At 37.6% G+C, this 24,069-nt stretch carries 15 protein-coding genes; all 15 read right to left on the bottom strand.

What is annotated here, in order from left to right:
• Nucleotides 1-14: 14 nt before the first annotated feature.
• The gene (locus ALPR1_RS08930; RefSeq protein WP_040303428.1) at nt 15-482 is read right to left on the bottom strand and encodes a hypothetical protein; all 468 of its coding nucleotides are present in this window, start codon (nt 480-482) and stop codon (nt 15-17) included.
• Nucleotides 483-1,170: 688 nt separating this feature from the next.
• Nucleotides 1,171-2,133 carry an MraY family glycosyltransferase gene (locus ALPR1_RS08925; RefSeq protein ID WP_008200084.1) on the bottom strand — a complete coding sequence of 321 codons (963 nt, stop codon included), beginning with the start codon at nt 2,131-2,133 and terminating at the stop codon, nt 1,171-1,173.
• 180 nt (nt 2,134-2,313) lie between these two features.
• Nucleotides 2,314-3,015: an acylneuraminate cytidylyltransferase family protein gene (locus ALPR1_RS08920; RefSeq protein ID WP_008200083.1), complete on the bottom strand. Its 702-nt coding sequence runs from the start codon at nt 3,013-3,015 to the stop codon at nt 2,314-2,316.
• A 37-nt stretch (nt 3,016-3,052) separates the two neighbouring features.
• On the bottom strand, nt 3,053-11,128 hold the full coding sequence (locus ALPR1_RS08915) for a PKD domain-containing protein (RefSeq protein ID WP_008200082.1): 8,076 nt from the start codon (nt 11,126-11,128) through the stop codon (nt 3,053-3,055).
• A gap of 336 nt (nt 11,129-11,464) precedes the next feature.
• Nucleotides 11,465-12,601, bottom strand: a complete 1,137-nt coding sequence (gene neuC / locus ALPR1_RS08910) for a UDP-N-acetylglucosamine 2-epimerase (protein ID WP_008200081.1) — start codon at nt 12,599-12,601, stop codon at nt 11,465-11,467.
• Nucleotides 12,588-13,631, bottom strand: coding sequence for an N-acetylneuraminate synthase family protein (locus ALPR1_RS08905; protein WP_008200080.1), 1,044 nt, complete (start codon nt 13,629-13,631; stop codon nt 12,588-12,590). The genes neuC and ALPR1_RS08905 overlap by 14 nt, the downstream gene beginning before the upstream one ends.
• Before the next feature lie 13 nt (nt 13,632-13,644).
• Nucleotides 13,645-14,301 (bottom strand): HAD-IB family hydrolase, encoded by a 657-nt coding sequence (locus ALPR1_RS08900; RefSeq protein WP_008200078.1) that lies wholly within the window; start codon nt 14,299-14,301, stop codon nt 13,645-13,647.
• Nucleotides 14,298-15,029 carry an SDR family oxidoreductase gene (locus ALPR1_RS08895; RefSeq protein WP_008200076.1) on the bottom strand — a complete coding sequence of 244 codons (732 nt, stop codon included), beginning with the start codon at nt 15,027-15,029 and terminating at the stop codon, nt 14,298-14,300. Before ALPR1_RS08895 ends, ALPR1_RS08900 begins: the two co-directional genes overlap by 4 nt.
• Nucleotides 15,022-16,695 (bottom strand): hypothetical protein, encoded by a 1,674-nt coding sequence (locus tag ALPR1_RS08890; protein ID WP_008200074.1) that lies wholly within the window; start codon nt 16,693-16,695, stop codon nt 15,022-15,024. Before ALPR1_RS08890 ends, ALPR1_RS08895 begins: the two co-directional genes overlap by 8 nt.
• Complete coding sequence (locus tag ALPR1_RS08885; protein ID WP_008200073.1) at nt 16,692-17,999, bottom strand: FAD-binding oxidoreductase; 1,308 nt, start codon at nt 17,997-17,999, stop codon at nt 16,692-16,694. The genes ALPR1_RS08890 and ALPR1_RS08885 overlap by 4 nt, the downstream gene beginning before the upstream one ends.
• Nucleotides 17,992-18,852, bottom strand: a complete 861-nt coding sequence (locus ALPR1_RS08880; RefSeq protein ID WP_008200072.1) for a UbiA prenyltransferase family protein — start codon at nt 18,850-18,852, stop codon at nt 17,992-17,994. Before ALPR1_RS08880 ends, ALPR1_RS08885 begins: the two co-directional genes overlap by 8 nt.
• Before the next feature lie 6 nt (nt 18,853-18,858).
• Nucleotides 18,859-19,755, bottom strand: coding sequence for a hypothetical protein (locus ALPR1_RS08875; RefSeq protein WP_040302690.1), 897 nt, complete (start codon nt 19,753-19,755; stop codon nt 18,859-18,861).
• A gap of 81 nt (nt 19,756-19,836) precedes the next feature.
• Nucleotides 19,837-20,877, bottom strand: coding sequence for an exostosin domain-containing protein (locus ALPR1_RS08870; protein WP_008200070.1), 1,041 nt, complete (start codon nt 20,875-20,877; stop codon nt 19,837-19,839).
• Between the two features lie 15 nt (nt 20,878-20,892).
• Complete coding sequence (asnB, locus tag ALPR1_RS08865) at nt 20,893-22,737, bottom strand: asparagine synthase (glutamine-hydrolyzing) (RefSeq protein WP_008200067.1); 1,845 nt, start codon at nt 22,735-22,737, stop codon at nt 20,893-20,895.
• Between the two features lie 35 nt (nt 22,738-22,772).
• Nucleotides 22,773-24,068 carry a phenylacetate--CoA ligase family protein gene (locus tag ALPR1_RS08860; protein ID WP_008200064.1) on the bottom strand — a complete coding sequence of 432 codons (1,296 nt, stop codon included), beginning with the start codon at nt 24,066-24,068 and terminating at the stop codon, nt 22,773-22,775.
• Nucleotide 24,069: the final 1 nt, after the last annotated feature.

Below are 24,069 nucleotides of genomic sequence, written 5' to 3'. Positions count from 1 at the left end.
TTTCAAATGGGAGATTATTTTCTTCTAAGTTCCAGTTCAGAAACTTTTCCATTAGCATCCAGACGAATGTCAGAGATGTAATTCAGGTTTTTCTTGGTATCCTTTAAATACTCAAGGTATCTTTTGATGGTCGTAGGCTCATCATAATCCTTGATTCCATTTTCTTCATGGATCACAATCAAAACCGGAGTTTCTTGATTGGAGAACATAGACAAAGTTTCCTGAATGGATTGATTTGCCATGGAAGCATTGCCAGAAGCAGCTACACTGTTGAAGTAATTCTCCAGCTTTTCTGCGGCGACTTCTTCAGCAGAAGCTACCGGCGGCGGTGGCGGAGCTTGCTCTACAGTTTCAACTGGTGCAGGAGCAGGAGCCGGCGCAGCGGCTTTTTTCTTACTCTTACATGCACCCAGAGCCAACAGACCTACCAAGGCAATAACCAGAGAGCGGTTGATGGTAAAAGAGAATAACTTTTCTTTCATTTTGGGGGTTTGATTAAATTTTAAGGTGTTTTTAGGATTTGCTTCAGGGATTTTACCTTCTGGCAAATTTGCTACAAAGTAAATAAAAACAGATGATTAAAGGGCAAAACTCATACCAATTCCCTGATCCTTTTTGTTAATAATTAGAAACAGCCTGTTGGCGGTGACATCTATTGGAGAACGGCAACAAAGATTTTGCATTAAATGAGTCAGAATTGATAAAACACCTTGATAAAATGCAAAAGGGTAAAATAATAAGGCCAAAATTAAACTTCCCTAAAAGCCCAATCTCTTCAATTTTTCAATCTTTAATCCCTAGTTCGGCTTTTATAAATACCTAATCATTAAACAGGTATTTTAGTTTTTAATACTTATTCATTGAATGAATTTTGAATTCCATCTGAATAACCATCCCTGTAAAATCTACTTTTTAAAAACTCTGCAATATTGAATTGATAAAATGAATTCAAACCATCCTAAAACCTAAATAGAAGCAAAAAAAGGTGTGAAAGCTGTCTGGTTTTGACCCAAAAAGGCCAAAAAATACCCAATTTTGGGTATTTTTTTAATGGATTTAAGTCATTTACTTTGTAGAGCGTTAAGTTTTAAAAGGCCTAGGCCTTTATTAAAAAACCGTGGGTTTCCTGCGGTTTTTTTATTTTTCTATCCAGCTTTTGCAATTCCTTCCCTAGAGAAGTTTGTATTTTTTTCGTAGGTAGGTCTTAAAAGAAAGGTATAATAGACCGAAAACCACAATCACAGTTACCGACAAATCATCCGGTGGTAGGGTCTTGTAGCGCAAAAACAGTAAAAAGTTCACCATGATCTGCAGCACTGCGTAAAATATTGCAATGAGAACATGATCATTTTTCCCTTCATTTGCCAAAATCTGATAAAGATGTAATCTATGGGGCTTTAAAACATTTTCCTTCTTCAACAATCTCTGTATGATGGTCAACATGGAATCTGCCCCATATACCAGCAAGAACAATAGAACTGTCCATGATTGAACTTCCAAATACCATTTAGTAAGGAAATAAATCATTAGGTAAGCAATCGTGATACTTCCAATATCTCCGGCAAACATCATTGCTTTTTTCCTAAAATTGAAAATCAGAAAAACACTGATTGCCAAAATTTCATATTGAATAAGCTCACGATCAAAAATGGGAGTGTATACATTCACAGCAAGCATACTCCCCATAAACACTAAGGAATACAAGCCTGTGAGGCCATTGATTCCATCCATGAAGTTTACGGCATTAATGGTACCCAAAGCCAGAAAATAAAAAATAGGCAGTGCCATCCAGGATACCTGATTAAATAAATCCAAATCATAAAAGGCCAAACTAACAGCTAGGAACTGCACTCCAAACCTGATACTTCTTGACAAAGAATATAAATCGTCCAATAAACTAATCGCCGCTACCCAGAGAATTCCAATAATCATCCAGGTGTTTTGGAAATCAAAAGCCATCCACCAAAGGATGACGGCAGTTGGAAAAAGAATCCCTCCTCCCCTAACCGTGGGGATGGTATGCGAACTTCTGTTGTTAGGTATGTCTATGATTTTGAACCTGATAGCTAACCTCTGGTAAACCAGAGCTAATAATAATAAGATTAAAAAAACTATGAGGTGCGAGAGAATCATTAAAACTTGAAATTATCCAAACTCGAAATTAGGTATTAAATACTAATATATTCAAGTTTTGAGTACTAGAACCTAATCTTCTCATCAAATATAAATGGATCCTGATCCGATTATTAAGCAAATAATTCGTCGGAAATACCTTTTCTGATAATGAATGACTGCTATGGTTATGGAGAGATTTTAACTTGTAGCATCATTTTGGGATAGCAGGTTTTCTGCTTCTTCCCAATCTTCCATAGTATCTATGTTTACAGTAGCCCTTGGATCATTCTCTAAATAGGTCATAGATTTGCCATACAAGGATCCTCCTGCGACTATTGCTGCTTTGGTCAAGTAAATACTTCCATCACGATGATAGGCTTTTGGCAAGGCTTGTCTTTGTGGAATTATCTCTTCCTCCCCTGTTGCTATTTTTAAATAGTCATTTTCATTGGGTTCAAATACCCAATGGGGATTATAGGTGGCAGGAACCGGTAGAACAGACACCAATGAATCAGCACCCGAATTAATAAATTTCTGAATAGCCGCCTCCAGAAATTCAATAGTTCTAAATGGAGATGTTACTTCCAATAAGCAAACCGCATCCACCTGACCCCCTCTTTTTAATAAGAAATCCAAAGCATGCTGAATAACAGGTAAAGTTGGAGTGGCATCTTCTGCTAAATGAGATGGTCTAATAAAAGGAACTTCAATTCCAGCACTTCTACCAACGCTTGCTATTTCTTCGGAATCTGTACTTAAGATGACCTGGTCTATAAGCTTCGAGCTCAAAGCCAGCTCTGCAGTATAATTTAATAATGGCTTACCTCCCAGTAACTTAATATTTTTCCCAGGAACACCCTTAGAGCCTCCCCTGGCAGGAATTACCGCAACGATCTTCATTTGAAAAGAATTATTTTGAATTTGTGACTAATCGGCATTATCTAATCAAGACAAAAACACCTGATCTATCTAGTTTTTCTCCGGACCTGGTGACAAAAGTACCTCTGTAAACATAGTTTCCATTCGGAACCGCAGATCCATTTAAGGTGCCATCCCAGCCTAAATCTTCCAAAGAAGTGGCGTGATAAATCAATTCACCCCAAGTATTGAAAATATAGAAATCCATGGAGGCAATACCTCGGTAATAAGGTTTGAAATATTGATTCTTTTGACCGTCTGGGGTAAATGCATTCGGAATCATCACGTTATAATCATCAAACACATTCACCACCATTTGGAACTCAGATTGACAACCAATGGAATCAATCGTAGTAAGAGTCACGGTATAGGTTCCTTTGGATTCGTAGCTATGTAATGGGTTCTGCTCAGAACTTGATCCTCCATCACCGAAATCCCAATTCCATATAACAGCATTCCCAACAGTTAAATCCTCAAATTGGACGGGCTCCTGAATCTGAATTTCACCATTTGTCAAGACGGTACCTCCTCCCAAATCAACTTCATATTGGAAATCAGCCTCCAATAGTGAATCCGCGATGACCACCTTAATCCTTTGTGGTGCATTCCAGCAAGAAGTACCTTTTAAGCTGCTGCTTACACGGTAATCTCCTGATTGGCTCACTTCTTCAAGTTCATCAAGTCTAAGCGCTACTCCTGATGGAGAGGTCACATCGTAATCATAAGCATTTGGGTTAAACCCTTCAATAAAGTCTGTCAGATCAACTGTCCCACTCGGATCACAAACAATAGATGGGTTAGACACTTTTAAGTTAGGAATCGTGCTGATAGTAACATTGACAGCTTTTGGTGACACCCCGCAGATTCCTACTCCTTCAGCAAGCACATAATAGGTTGTCGGGCTATTGGATGTCAACAATCCAGTCACCGAAAGCTCGCCATTAGAATCAATCTGATAATCAATGCCAGCTTGCGTTCCAGAGGAAATTTCCTGAGTGGCATTCTCATCAAAATACCATGTAAATTGAGGGTTGCTAATATTGGATGGCACAGAAGGCGTCAATGTTGCTGTTTCGCCTTCACAGATATTCTCATCATTTGCAGTAATTATGGTTGGCATTTCCTCCAATTCAATTGGAGTGTCCACCGTCACCACACAACCACCAATATCTGATATTTCAAAACTATATGTTCCTATACCCAAATTAGAAATTGAGAATACACCGGGGGCTGCAAGTGTCTGAACATCAATTGAATTTCCATTTTTAAATGTTTCAACGGTATAGGATTCATATCCACCTGAAACATCAAAACTGATTAGGCCAATATCTAGATCACAGGTAGGGCTCTCCACTTGAACATTAAGTGCTTCAATAGGAGCAGCTGGACCTTTTACTTCTATATTTTCTACTAAAACATTGCAGGACGCTGGAGTAATTACCTCTACTTCATAAATCCCCGGGGGAACACTGAAAACAGGATCACTAACAGGATCAGCACCATTTAAGCTATACGTATAATTTTCGGAGTTTCCGGATGCCGAAATTGTTATCTGCCCATTTTCTCCAAAACAAGCCTCCTCTACTACGGATGCACTGGCGGTAGGAACTTCATAAACCGTCACAGTTGCTTCACCTACAAATCCTGGACAAATACTCGTTCCATCCACAGTTGCATAGAATGTGAAAGGGCTTGAACTCGATCCCATTCCAGAAATCTCCAATGCTCCAGAATTGGTTTGATTAAAAGAAAATCCATTGGAATCTGGAGTTCCGTCTACTTGGATAGGGTTTAGTGCAGCTTTGTCATAGAACCATTCGTAAGTAACAGGTGATGCATCAGGATCTATACTTGGAAATAAGGTAGCTGTCTCTCCTACGCAAATATCCACATCATCAATCAGTACTTGGGTTGGGCCGTCAATCAAAGTCACCTCTGTGGAAGTAACTAGACAACCTTGGGCATCTGTTACAGTTAAGTAATATTCCCCAATAGTCAATCCATCTATTTTGATATCTGGGCCATCCACTGACTGAGTAGAGAAGGAAGCCCCATCTTTAAATAACTCTACTTCATAAGGAGCCCAACCGCCAGAAATTACAGATTCAATTTTACCATTTGCAGCACCACAGCCAGGATTTATGGATTCAAGATCTTCTACCTCCAAAGCGGCAGTAGGACCTTCTACCTCCACCGTTAATACTTGAGCACAGCCTGCAGGTGTGGCTATTGTTATGCTATAGGTGCCAGGGGCAAAATCTCTAGCCTCTAACTCAGCCAAAGATCCTGGCGAATCAGAATCCAATTGATAGGTATAGGCAGGGTTATCACCGGATACTAAATTTATTTTACCATTATTATCTCCAAAACACGTTTCTGGGCTAGTTTCAAACACCACTTCAGGAGTATCAAACACCTCAATTTCCACAGGTATTTCCTGACCAGTACAAACCACAAAGAAGTAATAGGTGTATTGGCCTGCGGGTAATCCTTCGATGGTCAACTCTGGGTTTATCCAATCAGAATCATCAATGGTATAAACAACATCAGGATTTACAGCATCTGCACCATCACTGATCTCATCCACTTGGCCGGCAGATTTGTACCATTTGACTTCTGTAGCAGCTGCTGGTGGCAAACTAGGATCAGGAGCTAAATGAACAGGCTGAATAAGCACTGGGCTTCCTGAACATTCGTTAATCGGTGGAACAATATCATAGACAGGGTCAGAGGAAGCCTCTACTTCAAAAGTGAAAGTCTCTGAACAGCCCGCAAGATCTGATACGATTAAGAAATAAGTGTCGGGAGCCAAATTGCTTGCTCCTGTTTCGTCACCTGGCACTACAGTGCCCGTAGCACTTCCTTTTCTCCATTCGATTGCATAATCAGGAGTGCCTCCAGTTATCACCAAGTCTTCAATACTTCCATTGTCCAAATTACATGAACTTCTGATAAAAGAAGGAGTATTGACTTGTATTGGAGCCGAAGGACCTACTATTTCCACATCCTCAGTATAAGTACAACCGATATCATTTCTTATGGATATTGTGTAAGTACCAGGGGCTAAATCAGTCCATGAGTTCACATTTGAGAATGTTGAGCCATTAAAACTGAATTCATAATTCCCATTTCCACCTAATGGGTTTGCAGTGATGGTTCCATCTGACGCTTGGAAACATGTTTCATTTGTCACCACTATATCAGCCCTTAATTCTGGATATACTGTCACTAATACTTCTTCGACGGAAGTACAAATTCCAGGACCTGAAATTTCAAGATAATACGTGTAATCTCCAGCTGGAAGGTTTGAGACAGTCAGTGCTCCATTTGATATTTGATAAATTAAACCATCTGCATCAGCAGTAGCATTGGATGTAATTGATTCTGATAAAGCTTGATCTTTATACCAATTCAAAGTTGGTGTTACTGGTGGCGTGGCTTGGAAAACAGGCGTTAAAGTAACTTCTTGGCCTTCACAAATTTCTTCGGCAATAGGATCTATAGTGACATCAATTCCAGCATCATTTACTAGTGTAAATAAATCCGGTCTATCTAATGGACAACCATTGGCATCAAGAATAGAAATGGAGTATGTTCCAGGGGCTAGTTTTTTAATTTCATAAGTATCTCCAGTGACACTATGATCAAAGGTATCAATTGAACTACCATTGATTTCTACCTCATATTCTGGAGTACCTCCAATAATATCAAAAGAAATGGAGCCATTATCTGCATCACAAGTTGGGTCAATTTTAGATTCATTTAATAACTGCAGTTCCTCTGGCTGAGTAACCTCAACAGTAAATTGATTATCACATGGGGCTCCATTTTCTTGGGCAACAACTGTGTAAGTACCAGCAGAAAGTCCAACAAAATTCCCAGTAGGATTACTCTCCCCAGTTTCCACCAAAGTATAAGTCATATTGACATCAGGGTCACTGGAAATAAGACTGATCTTACCATCATTTCCTTCAAAGCAAGAAGTAGGTTCAGATTCAAAAACTACTTCAGGCAATTTTAACACTGAAACCTGAGCAGGAATTGGAGCTTCAGGGCAAACCAGATTCCCAGAAACTTTTAGAAAATATTGATAAGGAGAATCAGCATTTGATAAACCTTCAATTTGAAGATCATCCCCTACTAAAGTATGGGTAGCTCCATTGATTACATCATTATTATTGATATCAATGTAAGTCCCAGGGTTTGCAGTATCCTCGTAAGCCCATGTAAACACAGGACTTGAGCCTGCTGGATCAACGATAATAGGAGAAAGAGTAGCGAATGAATCATTCTCACAAATCGTCACATCATTTGTTTCAAATACAGGTATAGGTTGGGCAACCAAATCTACAGTGGCCTCCATTGGACAACCATTATCATCAGTTACACTTACTGTATGTATACCGGGAGAAAGATTTGAAATTGTAAAATCATTGGTAGCATTTACCGTCAAATCAGCACTTAAAGAAGCGAGCGGAGTTCCATCAATACTGATTACATATTCTCCATTAGCGTCAGGGGTACCATCTGCAATCGTAAAATTCCAAACTCCATTATTCTCTCCACAAGTTGGATCGATGGTATTTACCGTTTGAATTTGAATTTCGGTAGGCTCAGAAATCACTAAATTATCCTTGGTGGAAAAACAACCTTCAGCATTTCGTATAGTCAATGTGTAGTTGCCGGGTAAAAGATCTTCAAAAAGGCCATTATTAGCTGCAAAGGGTCTATCTACACCATTATCTCCCAGAAGACTAAACTCAAAATCAGCAATGATTCCTGAAGGTATTGAGGCTTGGATTGTTCCATCACTTCCTCCAAAGCAGGTCACCATGGTCAAGGAAGGGTCATCCATTTCTGGACCGAAATTCACTAATATTTCTACTGGCAGGTAACTTTGATCACAAACTTTTGGTCCCGTTACTTGAAGATAATAAGTGTACGGGGTATTAGAAGCAGCCAAACCAGCTACTGACATGGAGTTTGTCGCGGCGTCAAATGTAAATGATCCACCATCAAAATTAGAACCCGTAGTAATTTGCTGATACCCTCCTGCCCCATCGGAAGCAAACCAATTAAAGGTAGGCGTAGAACTAGATTGGTTAATAATATCTGCTTGTACGGTGGCAGTTTGGCCCTCACATATCTCATCAGGTATGGTACCAAATTCAGACGGATCCTCTTTTGGAACATCCATTGATATGCTAACTGGGCAACCTTGAGCATCGACTACCTCAATAGAATAAGTCTGTCCTGTAAGGCCTGTGACTGAATAAGTGTCTCCAGATTGAGTAAAATCTAAGGTATTTATATCTACTCCTCCTACACTTATCGAATTATAAGGCATATTTCCTCCCGTAAGAGTAAATTCCAATGCTCCATTTTGTAAGTCACAAAATTCTTCTGTAATACTTCCAGGAGTTAAACTTAAACTTTCTGCTGGCCCCTCAATAGTTATTGGTGAGACAAGGTTTGTACAATTTGGATTTTGTGTAAGAACTTCCACTTCATAATCTCCAGGCAATAAGCCTGAGAAAGTATAGTTATCTGCTGGAATACTACCACTTTGTTGTATTGGGCTTGCATTTCCTGTTTCATAAAGGAAAAACTCCTTATTTCCTGTCCCACCTTGTGCAGTAACTTGAATAGATCCAGCGCCTTCCCTACACCAATCTGGGGTTTCCACGATCTGAATGTCTATGGCAGGGTAAACAGTAAATGTTGCTATAGATGTTACTGTACCCACATAAGGACAAAAATTCCCTATACCTGCTCCATTATCCTGAAAATCAGTTTCAACATAGAAGGAATAAGTTTTGGGATTCAGTCCATCGGCTGTTAGTCCTGTGACAGTGAGTGTACCATCATTTGCAATATCAACAGTTACAGGTGTTCCGTCGATGGTGGCATTCCCAGATAATATTTCATTACTTCCATTTTCATCAGTATACCACCTAAATGGCACATCTAAACCATTCGGATTAAAAACAGGGTCTACAGAAGGACTAACCGTAGCATCATTTCCTTCACAAATAATATCATCGTAAGGATTGAGCTCTACGGGAGTACCTCTAACTTGGGTAAATTCATAAACCAATTCATCTTCCAACAAGCAGGGATTGGGATCTGGCACATTATTCACATCACAAACGGGCCCTAATGTTGCTGAACTTGGGTTTGTAGCTCTTACGAAAATCTGACCTAAATCTAATCCTGTTAAATCATAAGTAGCAGTGAAATACTTATCTGCACCTTCAACCAAATTAGTTTGGGTAAAATTGACTGGGTTACCAGAACCATCATAAAATTCAATAATAAAATCGTCAGATAATCTATCAATTTCTACCCCAATCAATGATCCGTCAAGTTGTCCTCCGCAAGTAGGATCTGTTGGTGTTCCCTCAAAAACAATTCTTGGTTTTGGGTTAATGGTTATTGTGATTGGAATCGCATCTGATTCCAGACCGAAGTTATCAACCACTTTATAGTATTTAGTGATAGTTCCATAAAAAGTTGATGCTGGATTTCTTTCAAAAATAATATTAGCCTCATTAAACTCTCCTACATTAACATTATCACTTAAATCAGCTTTAAAGGTACCTATCAAGTCATTATTTTCATCGAATACTTCTAATAATTTCAAGCCATCCAGACATCTTTGGTTACAGAAACCTGGTTGCTCACAATTAAAAAAGTCATCAGAGAAGTCATTATCTGCAGCTTCAAAATCATCCATTAATTGAATACACTGGATAAAGGTATTTTGATCTGCTAGAGTCACGCAAAAAGGAAATTCAACTTGATCTTGATCCTCAACACATATTTCTTTAAATAACTCTGGTGGCGTGGGTTTCTTATCATCGCCAACACTTGAAACCAAAGCAGCCACATTTCTAATATCAATCGCACTATAAAAACTACCGCCCGTTGATGCAGCAAAACCCAATTTCAAAGTAGCATCTGCCGCAATTGGATAAGGGTAGTTTACAGAATCAAGAATTTTTATTGGAGCTGGATCGTTATCTTTTAAAATATAAACCGAAATCCTATAAGGTACAGCGGGGTTATTTGTTGGCTCCAAATCAATAAAAACCTTTCTATAACCAATCGGTCGAGTAGTACAATTAAAATTTGAAGGCACTAAATTTGACCCAAGATTAAACATCTCACTGTCTGGCAAAAAATATTCTGATTTGGTTGTTGGGTTATTGTACAAATCACCTGAACCATTCTTTGCCCTATCATCAATATATGGAATCGGGTAAGTATATGAAGGGTCATAATTTACTATTCCTCCATCCACAAATTGATAGCTATCATAAGTTGGATTGGTAGTATCTATGATTGGAGGTGGGTTGCCATTTTGACGAGTTAAATCTGCAGGATCAACAGGTCCCCTAATTGTAATTGCATTTGGGTAAAATCGAATTTCATCATTTGGAGTACTAAAATTGAATTGATCTGGGTTATGAAAACCCCCAAATTTCTTTTCCTGGAAATTCCCGAAATTACCGAGAACATCAAAACCAATTCCTAAGTAGCCTCCCTTTAATCCACCCGATGTATAATTATAAGTTCCTGAAAACGGGTTACCACTATTATTTCCTCCGTGAGGCGCATAACTCAAACTTCCTCCTACACCACCAATTTCAAAAGTACTTGCATCAATATCTCCATCAAATAAAAAGAAGCTAAACCCATCTCCTAAACCATAAGCAGAAGGAGTATGAATAAAATATTCAAAAGAAGTTTTAATTCCATATGTAGGAGAAAAGGGCAAATCAACAAAAAGATATCCTCTTAGGTTATCTTCTGATTCAACTAGTCGAATTCCATTCCCTGTAAATTTTATATCTCTTGGATTAAATGTCACAGTAGAATTTGCACCATAATTCACTTTATCTCCTTTTGCAACAGTAAAGCGAATATTATTTGGATCGTCAGATTGTGGATTCAAAAACCCTTCACAATACGGAAAGCCTGCTCTTGGGATAGTTTGGGAAAAAGATGGTTTGACAGATAAAAATAAGAATACACAAAGCAGGAATACTTTGATACAAAGTAACATCGCTTTGTTTTCCTCTTGGAAAAACATCTTATATGATCGAGTATGAATCAATTCGTAAATCTGCTCTATAATTTGAAGAACTTTGGTCTAATGCAGCCAAAAAGCAACAATCATTCCACCCAAGGCTTTCGTTCCTCTTATTTCACACATTCATCAGCTGTTTTACGCCTTTGATGTATAAAATTAATCTTTTACCATCCAAAGTAAGGGAATTTTGTCCCCTTTTTTAAGTATTCTAAACTTCTTTTTCTAATTGTAGAAAATCGAATTAATTAAAGCTTTTTATTTAGTCAATTAATAAGCCAAGTAGACACAAAAAAAGGCCCGAAAAGGGCCTTCAATTTCTAAATCAAGGAAGCATTACTATTTCCCTATCCAATCGATGAACCGTTTTTGCTTTGATAAGGTCCAAAAAGCTGGTTTTTTCAGTGATTCCAAAAACATTTGATCACTTCTCCCATCGCCAAATAGGTCCTCTTTTTCGAAGTCACAATCCTTTGTGGCCTCTAGGGCAGACAATATCTCTTTTTTCGCATAGCCACAATTAATAATATCCTGGTGCAAGGCTCTATTTTGTTGTCTTGTTCCAATATTTACAACAGGGATTCCATAGTAAGGTGCCTCTCGTATTCCTGCGCTGGAATTTCCAACCATGAATTGAGCATTTTTCAACAAAGTCAAGAAATACTCAAAGCGGATGGATGGAAAAACCCTAAAGCGATCATGGGCTTCCAATCGCTTATATTCCTTTAGGATAAAAGAGGACCCCAAATCATTGTTGGGAAACACCACAACCATGTTCTCCCCAGAATCTATTATTGCATCCACAAAGTCCTTTGCATATTGAGCCATTGTAGTCACCTCCGTTGTCACAGGATGAAACATCGCCAGTCCAAAAGAATCAAAGGGGATCTTGTAATATTCTTTTACCTTTTCAATACTTGGGAGATTTTCAGACAGCATCAAATCTACATCCGGAGAACCTATGACCATAACGGAAGTTTCTTGTTCTCCCATCTGAACCAAACGATCCTTTGCTTTTTCATTTGACACAAAGTGAATATGGCTCATCTTGGAGACCGAGTGCCTGATTAACTCATCTATGGTTCCTGAAACCTCTCCCCCTTCTATGTGAGCTACCAAAATATTATTTAGTGCCCCTACAATGGCTCCTGCCATAGCTTCAATTCTATCTCCATGGATCACAATCAAGTCTGGGCTTAAACTGCGGACATAATTACTAAATCCTTCCACTGTTCTTGCCAAACTCAAATCCATGGTTTGCTCATGGGTATGATTCACAAAAGGGTAAATATTAGCGTAACCACATTTCTCCACTTCTTTCAAAGTATACCCGTATTCGGGAAGCATATGCATCCCTGTCACGAAAATATGAACCTCAAAGCCTGGTTCATTCCTAGTGATTTCAATCAGAGATTTTAGTTTCCCAAAATCTGCTCTTGTCCCGGTAAGGAAGACTATTTTTTTATTTTCCGACATTTTCCCAACCTACTTGAGTATCCACTGCAATATCCTCTGTAGCTGTTTTCCCAAGAACTTCATCATAAAACTCCGCTAAAATCCCTCCTTTACCAGGTCTTTTTACCCAAATATTGTCTTTGGTAAATTTTTCTCCTTTTTGAACTGGCTTGATGGTGCAAATGGTGGCAAAAGCAAAATCAATAGTCACTTTTTCCTCATCGGCAGGTCCTTTTTTCCCTCCTCTTTGTAATTGAATGATTTTAGAGCCTTCGATCAGTTCCTCGCAAGCTTTTTCATCCATTGAGCACACAATATCAGGTCCTTTTCTTTCCATGTGGTCAGTGAAATGCCGCTCCAAAATAGAGGCTCCTAGAGCTACTGCTCCAAAACATGCATGGTTGGATAGGGTATGATCACTAAGCCCGACTACGGCATTTGGAAAAGCATTCTGTACCTCCACCATAGCACCTAGTCTTACCAAGTGGTTGGGAGTGGGATATAAATTAGTGGTATGAAGTAAAGCATAAGGAACCTTATGTTTTTCTAAAATCGCAACCGCTTTTTGAATACTCTCAATGGTATTCATCCCTGTGCTCATAATGATGGGTTTTCCAAAAGAAGCAATATGTTCCAATAAGGGGTAATTATTACATTCTCCGGAACCGATTTTGAAAGCAGGAACACCCCACTTGATCAATCGATCTGCAGCAGCCCTACTGAATGGGGTACTAATAAAAATCATTCCTTTTGACTCTACATATTCTTTTAAAGCCAACTCATCTTCTTCATTTAAGGCACAACGCTCCATGATCTCATAGATACTTTCTTTCGCATTGCCGGGAATCGTCTTTTTAGCTGAACTTGACATTTCATCCTCCACAATATGCGTTTGATGCTTTACCATTTCGGCTCCAGCCCTTTGTGCTGCATCAACCATTTCCTTGGCTACTTGCAGCGAACCTTCATGATTAATCCCAATTTCGGCTATTACCAGTGGAGGAAAATCATAACCAATGCTTCTGCCTTGAATTTTAAAAGATGGATTCATTCGTAACTATTTTCTATGTTTTAGTTATTGTTATTTTTTTCGGAAAGTAGGGTATTTTTTTTCTAACATTTTTCTCTGTTAATGGAAACAGAAAGCTATGCTTAGCAATGTCCAAGTAGTATTGATCTGACTTGCTATCTCCATAAGCATACCTCAAGTTAAAAGGGTACTCTTCAAGCAAATGCTTAATTCTATTTAGTTTTTCAGCTCCGTAGCAATTCTTCCCTTTTATTTTCCCAGTCAACTTCCCATTTATGGATTCAAAAGTAGTTCCTATAAAATTAAAACCATTTGCTTTTGCCCAAGGCCCTAGCCAAATGGATGAAGAGGCCGTTAAAATAACGACTTCATGATCTTCCTTTAAATGCCAGTCCAATAAGAATTTAGCGGCATCGTAAATTTGATTTGGAAGTTCTTTGCTTGCAAACTTCTTACCCAGCCCCTTTATTTCACTTTCCTCTTTCCCCTTAAAGAAAAATGAAAAGAATCGTTCTTTGAGTAGATCATTTGGATACGCTCCTGCAAGTTTAAGAAGTATATAAATAGAATTGTAGCACAGGCAAGTTAGAAACTTAAAATATCCTCCTGCATAAATTAAAAACTCGAGAAAGGAATCTTTGTGGGAAATTGTCCCATCAAAGTCAAAAAATGCAACAGCCTTCTTGCTCACAAATTAAGTTTCTTAAAAATAAATTCTGGGATATTTCTTATGATCATCATGATCCATCTCCATGAATACAAGACGTAAACCACATTCTTCTTTTTTTCCTGTCCTTTAAATATAGCTTTGGCCACATCCTCAGGTTGAGCTGTGAGAGGAGCTGGGGTTTCAAGGCCATCAATCATCTTAGTTTTAATGAATCCCGGAATAACCGTCACCACATGGACACCACTACTTAACATGCGTGCTCTTAAGCCTGATAAAAAAGCCGTCAATGCTGCCTTTGAGGCTCCGTAGAAGTAATTGCTCTTCCTCCCTCTTTCCCCTGCAACAGACGAAACACAAATGATGGTCCCACTTTTTCGTTTTTTCATTTCATTGGCAACTACTCCTAAAATAGAGACGTTACCGGTGAAATTTGACTGGATTATTTGATCAGCATGGTCAAAATCTTTTTCGGCAACTCCTTGGTCACCCAATAATCCGAAAACTGAAATCACGGTATCAGGTTGAGTAGCTAGCCCTTTATAAAAAGCAGCATGACTCGAATAATCAAGCGCATCAAAATAAATGCTTTCGCAATCTACTTCATGCCTAATTTGAATATCAGTAGAGATTCTCTGCTGCTCCTCCACTTTTCTAGATGCAAGTGTAACAGAATATCCCTTTTCGGCAAAAAGGTACGCACAGGCTTTTCCAACATCAGATCCAGCCCCTAAAATCAATACATTACTCATCTACAGTTACGCTTAGCTCTTTGATAATAAAATCGGTTTCTTTGAGTTCGTCCAGAAAATCTCGTGATGCAAATACAGCTAATGAATAATTCAAATTAGGATTGTCTATCAAAACCGCTGAATACATTTCTTTGAACTTCTCATCTTCATAAATATTTTTAAAAACTTCTGCAGAGAAATCTCCCACCTCAAGGGATGTAAGGTACTCAGCTTCTGACTCATCATAGAAACCACCAGACAAGAAGAATAAATCAGGTTCTTGATTATAAAAAACTTCTTTATCAAAACCACTATGGTTTTTAGGTCCCTCTAGATCTCTATCTTCATCTGCATGTGCCATCTCTTCATTATTCAATCCCAGCAAATCATTTGTTTCACCCCGATAAGAATAAGCCACTCCCCCTGCTGTCAGTACTCCTTGTGAAGGCAAGGTGTCAAGCTCATTGAAAAACTCATTTAATCTTTCTCCTTCTAATCTTCCACCTTTTGCCAAACCCCATTCATGAGCCAGAGGCGATGTTTGATACAATATATTCTCATATAAGTTGGCATTAGGGATAAAGCTAACAAACGCTATTGCCGTCCCTGCGGCTTTGAAGGAAACCTTTTCGCCATAAGTATCCAGACAATACATCAACAAAAGATAGATCAAAGGCAAAGTGGGCTGCAAAAATCTAGAATAGGTGAAATGATCCCCACCCGTATAAATCGGAATAAATAGAGTGACACCTAAAATCAGCGTGAGAAAAATAAGATCAAAATCAAACTTAATCTTATTTTTAATAATTGATTTGTAAGAAAAATAGATGGAGATGAAGATAATCAAAATCATCAGTGGATTATCCAAAAATATTCTATACAAATAGAAAATACCGTAGAATAAATTACTGAAAATATCCTCAGAAACTTTAGCGTAGAAAGTATTGGGAAGAGGGTAGCCAAAATAAATAGTTCTCCAAGTCAGCACTATTGCCAGTCCAATACTAAAAATCAATAAATAGGTTCCAAATGCTATAAAGGATTTAGGAGTAAAGCTTTTTGATTTAATGTATAGAAAGGCTTTGGCAGTCAAAAAGAATAAACCCCAAAGCATAGACTCCGGTCTGGTTATTAAAGAAATTACTAGCATCACAGCAAAAAGAGGATCCACAGCTTTCAGGTCTTTTCTTTTAGAGTCATTCAGTATGTTTAAGGTAAATCCTGTCAATAAGGCACTCCATAAACCGGTTTCTAAAAGTGAAAAAATAGTCCACTCAAAATAGCCAGGGATGACTAATAGAAATCCAAAAAACAAGAGGATATAGATCCATTTATTTTCTGGAATACGGGTTAGATTTTTCTGGATGTAAATTATTATTTGACCTAGTGCAAATGTCACAATCAAGGTGTTCAATATCAGGAGTAAAATCTCCGGCTGAGAAGAGATAGTAAACATTAAAGAACCTATTAATGTCCAAAGTAAAGAGGTGAACCCTTGGACTTTATCCCCTCCTATATTGTAAACAAAGCCATAGCCATCCGAGAAATTTCTCATATAAACCATGTATATGTTGGCATCATCTATACCCAATAATGACCTCCCATTGGTAAAATAGACCATAATGGAAGCCAGGATAATTAAAACCATAGAAAGTAGATATGGCTTTAAAGAATTTTGTAGACTCATATTCCTAATCGTCGAGATTGTAAAGAGTTAAAATTTACTGGGTGTGAAAAATTTAGGCTGTATGTTTTTTTAAATAGTTCTTTACTCATCCTGGAGTCTTTCGCCAAATAGAGTTTCCCTCCATATTGCAAGACGATTTGATCCAACTCTTCCAGTAAATTCAAAACTTTTGCATTTACTTTAAAATCCAAGGCAAGAGTGTAGCCTTTCATGGGAAATGAAAGAGAAGAAGAAACTTCATCTGCTTCTCCAAAAGTTTTTAAAACCGCTAGAAAAGAACCAGTCCTTGATTCTGAAATTTTATTAAGAATTTTCTTCATCCCTTCTCGTCCATTTTCAAAAGGAATCGCAAACTGATATTGTACAAACCCCTTTTTACCGTAAATGAGATTCCAGTTGGAAAGGATATCCAAAGGATAAAAATAGGGGTTGTAATGGATGATATTATTAACTTCCTTCTTCTGCTGCTTTGAATAGTATAAAAAATTAAAAATTGATATTGTTAAACTATTCAGGGTAAAAGAAGGAAATGAGAAAGGTATTTTAAATTGTTTCTCTGAGTGAAGAGACAATGGATCTTTGATGTTTAGACCTTTGATTTCTTCCTTAGATGCATGTTCCCCGAGCATCAGGATAGCTCTCCCCATATTCTTACCAGATTTTAGGCAGTCTATCCATGCCACTGAATAAGTATAATCTTGGTATTGATCAAACAAATCCATCAATTCATCAATTGAAGAAGCCTTAATGGCTTTTTGACGAATATAAGATGTCTCAATTGGCTTTAATTGGATGGTAGCAGTTAAGATCACTCCTGTTAAGCCCATTCCGCCAATGGTTTTTCTAAATAAGTCAGGATTATCTTCTCTCGAGCAATGCAGGATTTCTCCATCTTCTTTAAGGAGTTCAAAAGCCAGTACAAACTGGGAAAAAGCTCCTTCTTTATGATGATTCTTACCATGGACATTGGATGCAATGGCGCCTCCAATAGTGATAAATTTAGTTCCTGGGGTAACTGGTAAAAAGAATTTTTTTTGTACCGCTACTTTTAGAATATCACTGAGCATCACTCCTGATTCGCATTGAATAATCCCCTCTTTTTTATCAAATGAGATGAACTTATTCAACTTTAGGGTGGAACAAATTTCTTTTGCTAAAGAACTATCTCCATAACATCTTCCATTTCCTCTTGGGATGAAATCTTGATGTTCGTTCAGGTATTTTTGAATTTCAGAAACACTTGCCGGACTAGTTTCTTGGGCATCAATTTTAGGATATAATCCCCAATTAGAAATCTTAACCATAGATGAAATATGCCATAATCCCGAACCAAATCAAGATATTAATTTGAAGGAATCTATCATTTAAAAGTACCTCTACAGGCGAGCCAGAATTTCTATCTATGATGGTTATCTGCAAATACCTCATGATTCCCAGAAATACGAAAAGAGATGTAATGTACATTTTATCTGTGCCTAAACTCGCTACAGTTTCTGGAGAAATGGAATATAGAATATAGGAAATAAGCGTAATAGAAAAAGATATGGCCTTAGCAATATCTAGAAAAGCTAAAGAATATCCTTTGCTTGACTTTCGAAAAACAGTTCTATTATCATCTATTACCAGATCATCCCTTCTTTTAGCAAAGGCTAAGGCAATGGTTAATAAGAAGATCAAAATAATCATCCAGTGCGAAACATATATTCCAGCTTCGCTACCTCCTGCCATAACCCTCAAAACAAAACCTAGACTTATACAGGAAACATCCACCAATGAGATATTCTTTAGGTAAAAAGAGTATAGAATATTCATGACAAAATACCCCAGAACAAACCAAGCCGAACTCCCTAGAAATAATAATGTGCTTACAAAGCCAAGAAAAAACACCCCTAAAATGACGTAAGCCGTTTTTATTGGAATTTCACCGCTAGCAATCGGTCTTTTCTTTTTTTTAGGATGTAGCCGATCATTTTCTACATCTACAATGTCATTTAAAATATAAATGGATGATGCAGCTAAACAAAAAGAAACAAAAAGTAAAATTACCTCACTTTGAAAAATCAAAGAAAAGGCACCAGCAAAAAACATTGGAAGAAAAACAAACATGTTTTTCATCCAGTGCTTGACTCTTATCAATTTAATGATAGATCTAAACATAGGGTTTTAAGGTTGAGAAGTCACCTTTTCTAAAATAAAATGAACTTGTGATTGAGGGGTACAATGTTTTTCAAAATAGGATTTACCACCCAAACAAACTTTTTTATGGTACTCCGGATTGGAAAGAATAAAATCTAAAAACTCTGAAACTTCATTGATATCTTGAAGGATATGTATCTCTTCTCCATGTTTGGGAGCAATCGGTAAGTCAATCATCCAAGGTAAGTTTAAAATAAAAGAGCCTCGATTGAAAAGTTCGGCTACCCTCCAACTAATTGCACCCAAAACGGCTGGATTATTAAAAGCAACAAGTGATTTCGCTGAGTTATTTGAAAACTCAACTGAAGAATACCTTTTCTTACTTAACACTTCGTCAAAGCCCAAATTATCCCCATCTGTTCTTGGCAATAATCCACCTTCAAAAGTGAGATTTGGATTCTTGATACAAGCAGAAATAAATGAGGCTCTTACCTCATTCGCCCATTGTTCTTTTTTCCAGATAGAGCCTGCGAAAAAAACATAAGGAGAAAAATCATAAGAAGGCTCATAATTTTGGTATGCCGGCCTTCTTCTTTGTGCATAAATATCTTTTAAACAAGCTTTTCCTCCCACCTGAGAAAACCAATTAAAGCCAAATAATTTGGCATAGCCAGTCCAATTATTAATTGGGTAATGTGGGAACAGGGGCAATACATTTTCTTGCTGGTAGTCTATTTTATCAAGCAACTTGTTTGTTGCAAAATAAAAATCAACTTGGTCATATAAATCCTGATGAACGCCAATGGGATCATCATTATCGATTGCAACCAATTTATTTTGAAACTCAAAAATCAAAAAGGGTTTTCCATTCCACTTTTCAAATCCTTGGTCCGCATGAAACTTCAGTGTAAAATTATCACTCATTCCCTTTAAATAGTATGAGCAATAATAATTTGGGATATTTAAAACGGTTATTACGGACATTTTTGGCTAAGAATAACTTGATTATTTATTCAGGGCAATCCTATTTAATTTCTTTGCAAAAAACTCTAAACTACCAGGCGGTTGAAAAGCATCTTTCCATACCTGTCTACATTTCGATTGAATTTTTTGCAGATCCTCATCTGACTTTCCTTCCAAAAACTTTTGAATGGCTGATCCCACTTCAGTCCTCTCAGAGTAAGGGACTTTCACTATTAAATCCTGATATGGGATAACATCTTCATAAGGCAAATTAGAATCTGTATCTATCAATACAGGAATTCTCCCCATTGCGAGTGTTTGATAAAATCTTACAGAGTAATTACCCGAACCTCTTAAGCAAAGTGTAAAAAGGTTCTTTTCAATATTCTCAAAGAATTCTCTTTCTGTTTTAATTGCATGCTCCTCCGAACCATAACCTCCTCGGTATTTTTGCCTAAGCACAAAATCTGTTTTTAAAGACTTATGCTTCGATAGGTTTTTTAATAGCCTTCCTCTTTCCCAAACCGGTAAAAAGAATGGCACATATAGAAATGGAGAAATTCCACGATCTATCTCTTTCCTAACTTGGCTCAGTTTCAAATAGTCCTTTAAAGCCTTTAATGGGTGTAAGGTCGCCTGACCACAAAAACCCAAGGAATTACTTTTTGATTTATCAAGTGGCCTCCAATCTCCTTTAAACCACTTCTCTACCGGGTCAAATGGGATGACAGCAGGAAGCTCAACGAGATTTTGGATTGAGCGGTAAGTACCTGGCGAAAATATCCAGACATCCTTGGAGCCAGGATCAGTCAAGTAATCTGAGTTTGAAAACACTCCTACCGGCTTTTGGCACTTTTTCCCAAGGTTAACAAATTCCTTTATCAACTCTTGCCCTTTTGGAGAGGTTAGACTGGTAATAAAAACCGGCATTAATAACCAGTCAGCATCTTGAGCCTCCTCTACTTTTCGGAAAAATGGCTTTGCCAAAGGAGAAATCCCAATGCTTCCATTTTCCTCATATTGAAAAATCTCAAATAAAGGGTTCGATTTAAAATCCCCTTCGCCAATAAATAGTTTAACCATGTAAGGAGATAGGGTTTATTCGAAATGAACTTTATGCCAAAGTGAGAGAAAGAAAAACTGCCTGATTAGCCCATAGTTTTGAGTATTATCTTGGACAAAATCAGCTTTTATTTTTTTAATGTTCATTTTCTGAAAAATCGGCGCCTCAAAAATGGGGCTCTTCTCCAATTGGTCGAAATGACTCTTGAACTCCTCTTGCTTGAGGAAGTACTCATTCCATGGCACAGAAAGACCTATTTTCGGATGTTTAGTAATGTAATCGGGTAAGTGCTTTCCTATAGAGTTAAAAAGCAATTTTTTCCCTTTTCCTTCCGAATCAAAATATTTATCCTCCAAGCTAGCTGTACCTATCACTAGATTTGGATCTAAAAACGGATCTCTACATTCAATGGATGCCCCCATTGTGGTCCTGTCATTTCTATCATTCAATGTATATAAATGGGTATGTTGCTCCAAGTATAGCAATTGTCTAAATCTATTGGAAGGATAAAGTGATTTAGCCTCCTCTAAAATTCTTTGGCGAAATTCTACATTTAAATCCCCCAACTGAACTCCCATTCCATCAAAATCTGATAGGAATATCTCATTTGAATTACTCATCATCTGGAAATCCTCGTTACCGGATTTCAAGTATCGCTTCATTTTCTTGAGCCTATCTGTGTTTAAGAATCTATCTGGAACATATTGCAAGGCCTGAAGCAGTTGATATCTCCAAGCTTTGTCATGCACTTTGTACCTTACATATCCACCTAAAATTTCATCAGCTCCTTCCCCACTTAGTAAAACAGAAACTTTCTCCTTAGCAAATCTGGAAATACCTAGGATATGTCCATCTTGAAGATGCATTAGGGGTTCATCATGATTTTTGATTGACTCCAAAACTAGCCCCATCAATTCTTCCCCCTTAAACTCTTTGGTATAAAAATCTACATCCAGACTCTTTGCAAACTGAGATGCTACTGTAGATTCATCATGCTGATAGTTTTGGAAAGAGATATTCCATGCGCTCAATCCTTTATAACCTTGATTTACCTGGCTATACAATACCGAACTCGAATCAAGCCCTCCACTTAGGAGTGTACCGACTGGAACATCCGAAATCATTCTATAAGCAATGGATTTATCAAAAGTCTCCTCATACCAATCATATGGATTGGAAATAGCAGCATGCTTCTGAGCTTCGTCTTTTAGAGAAAACCATCTTTTTTCTTCTATAACTTCTCCTTCAGCATTTACTTTAATCTGGTACCCTGGCAGAATTCTTTTCACTCCCTTAAACATGGTTCTTTCACCAGAGACATATCGGTAATAAAACAATTCAGGTAGAGCCTGATCATTCATTTCTTTCTTTGCTCCAGCTTGAAATATGGCTTTGGGTTCACTCCCAAAAGTAAAAAGCTCGCTATCACTGTAAACGAATAAGGGTTTTACTCCAAAACGATCCCGTACTAAAGTCAATTCCTGCTTCTCTCTATCCCAAAAGGAGAATGCAAAAAAACCATTGAGTCTTTCTAAAACTTGCAACCCATACTCCATTAACAAATACAGTAGAACCTCTGTATCAGAAGTGGAGTGGAAAACATATCCCTTGTTTTTTAATTCAGGATAAAACTCTTTGAAATTGAAAATCTCACCATTGAAAACCAGTACATAGCGTTTACATTCAGATTGATAAGGTTGGTTTCCTGCCTCAGAAAGATCCAAAATGGATAACCTTCTGTGAACAAAGCCTACATGATTTTCAAAAAAAGTTCCTGAGGCATTTGGTCCGCGGTGAGCAATACTATCTCCCATTCTTTCCAATGTCTCAAGGGACACCTGTTTACCTTGTTTATAAATTAATCCGGCGATTCCGCACATAAAGATTTAATAAGATTAATGATTATTGGAGCGATTTATTCGATATGGGAAACAAAATCCCGAAGCTTTCCCGCTTGTTGTCTGAAGTCATGATTTTCCAGTAATTCCAATGAAATATCTGAAAAATAGTTATTCGATTCATTTAAAATCATATTTCTCAACTCCTTAGTCACTGGTTCTTTCAACCAGATTTGGAGCTTCCCTTTTTCGTATTGATGGGCTTGAAAATCGATTTTTCGATCTTGATTGAAGTAAATATTCTTGAATATGTAATACAAAGTCAGGCTAGGGTAATTTCTGTCGGAACCTTGAATATTTTTCCCAATCCTTCCAGTGACTTCTTTCAAAACCGGATGCTTCATACCACAGGAGCATTCAAAGTCGGGATCTGCTAATTCAATTTGATCACCAAGTTTATATCGAATAGAAGGAAAAGAATAGCTCTGTAAATTGGTGACTATGATTCCTCCATCCTCAGGATCTTTTTCAACAAATACTCCTTCCAAATTAATGTGCATATTTCCGTCAGGGCATTCAAAAGCAATGATTCCAGACTCAGTAGAACCGTATTCGCTTACTATCCTCATTCCATAAATTTTTTGGGCTATCTCCTGATAGTGAGGGAAAATTTTCTCCGAAGTACCTTTGACCATGCATAGGTTTGGGAATTTCACTCCCTTCCCATCCAATACATTGGCCAACTCATAAATCATACTACTATAGCCCTCAATAATTTTCACTTGGGATAGCTTGGGAATAAGCTTTTGAAGTTTTTTAGGTTCGAAATCAAAAAGACGAAACCTATTCACCAAAAAATCCATCAGCCTTAACTTGGCTCTTTTTAATTTGGCTGTGTTATAGCCCCAGAAATATAATTTCTTATCCCATGGATTGGCACCAAACCAAGAGTATCCTCTCCAAATGCTAGCTCTGTTAAATGAATCCCAACTTTCATCCCTGTGGAAGGTTAATATTTGCCCAGAAGTTCCAGAAGTTTCCACATAGAATCTTTTCCTAAAAAAATGGCTTGGTGTATGGATCTCTTCATTTCTTGAAATCAAATCTGCTTTGGTTGTAAAAGGGATTTTTTTAAACCCTTCCAAAGACCAATCTTTTTCTGGATCAAATCCTACCTCCAAAAACCTCTTCTTATAAAATGGACTATTGTTGAAAGAGAAAACACATAAATCCCTTAATCTTTGTTCATTAAGCTTCAGTAATTCTTCCTTGCTCCAAATTTCGGATTCTTTCAAATCTTTAAAATGCTTGAAAATTAAAGGATTCCTCTTTTTAGCTCCTCTTATAAAAACGTATTTATGGAACTGACTCATA

It is taken from the genome of Algoriphagus machipongonensis (assembly GCF_000166275.1).
Lineage (GTDB): Bacteria > Bacteroidota > Bacteroidia > Cytophagales > Cyclobacteriaceae > Algoriphagus > Algoriphagus machipongonensis.
Note: the sequence above shows the minus strand (reverse complement) of the source record. Positions and strands in the feature narration are given on the sequence as shown.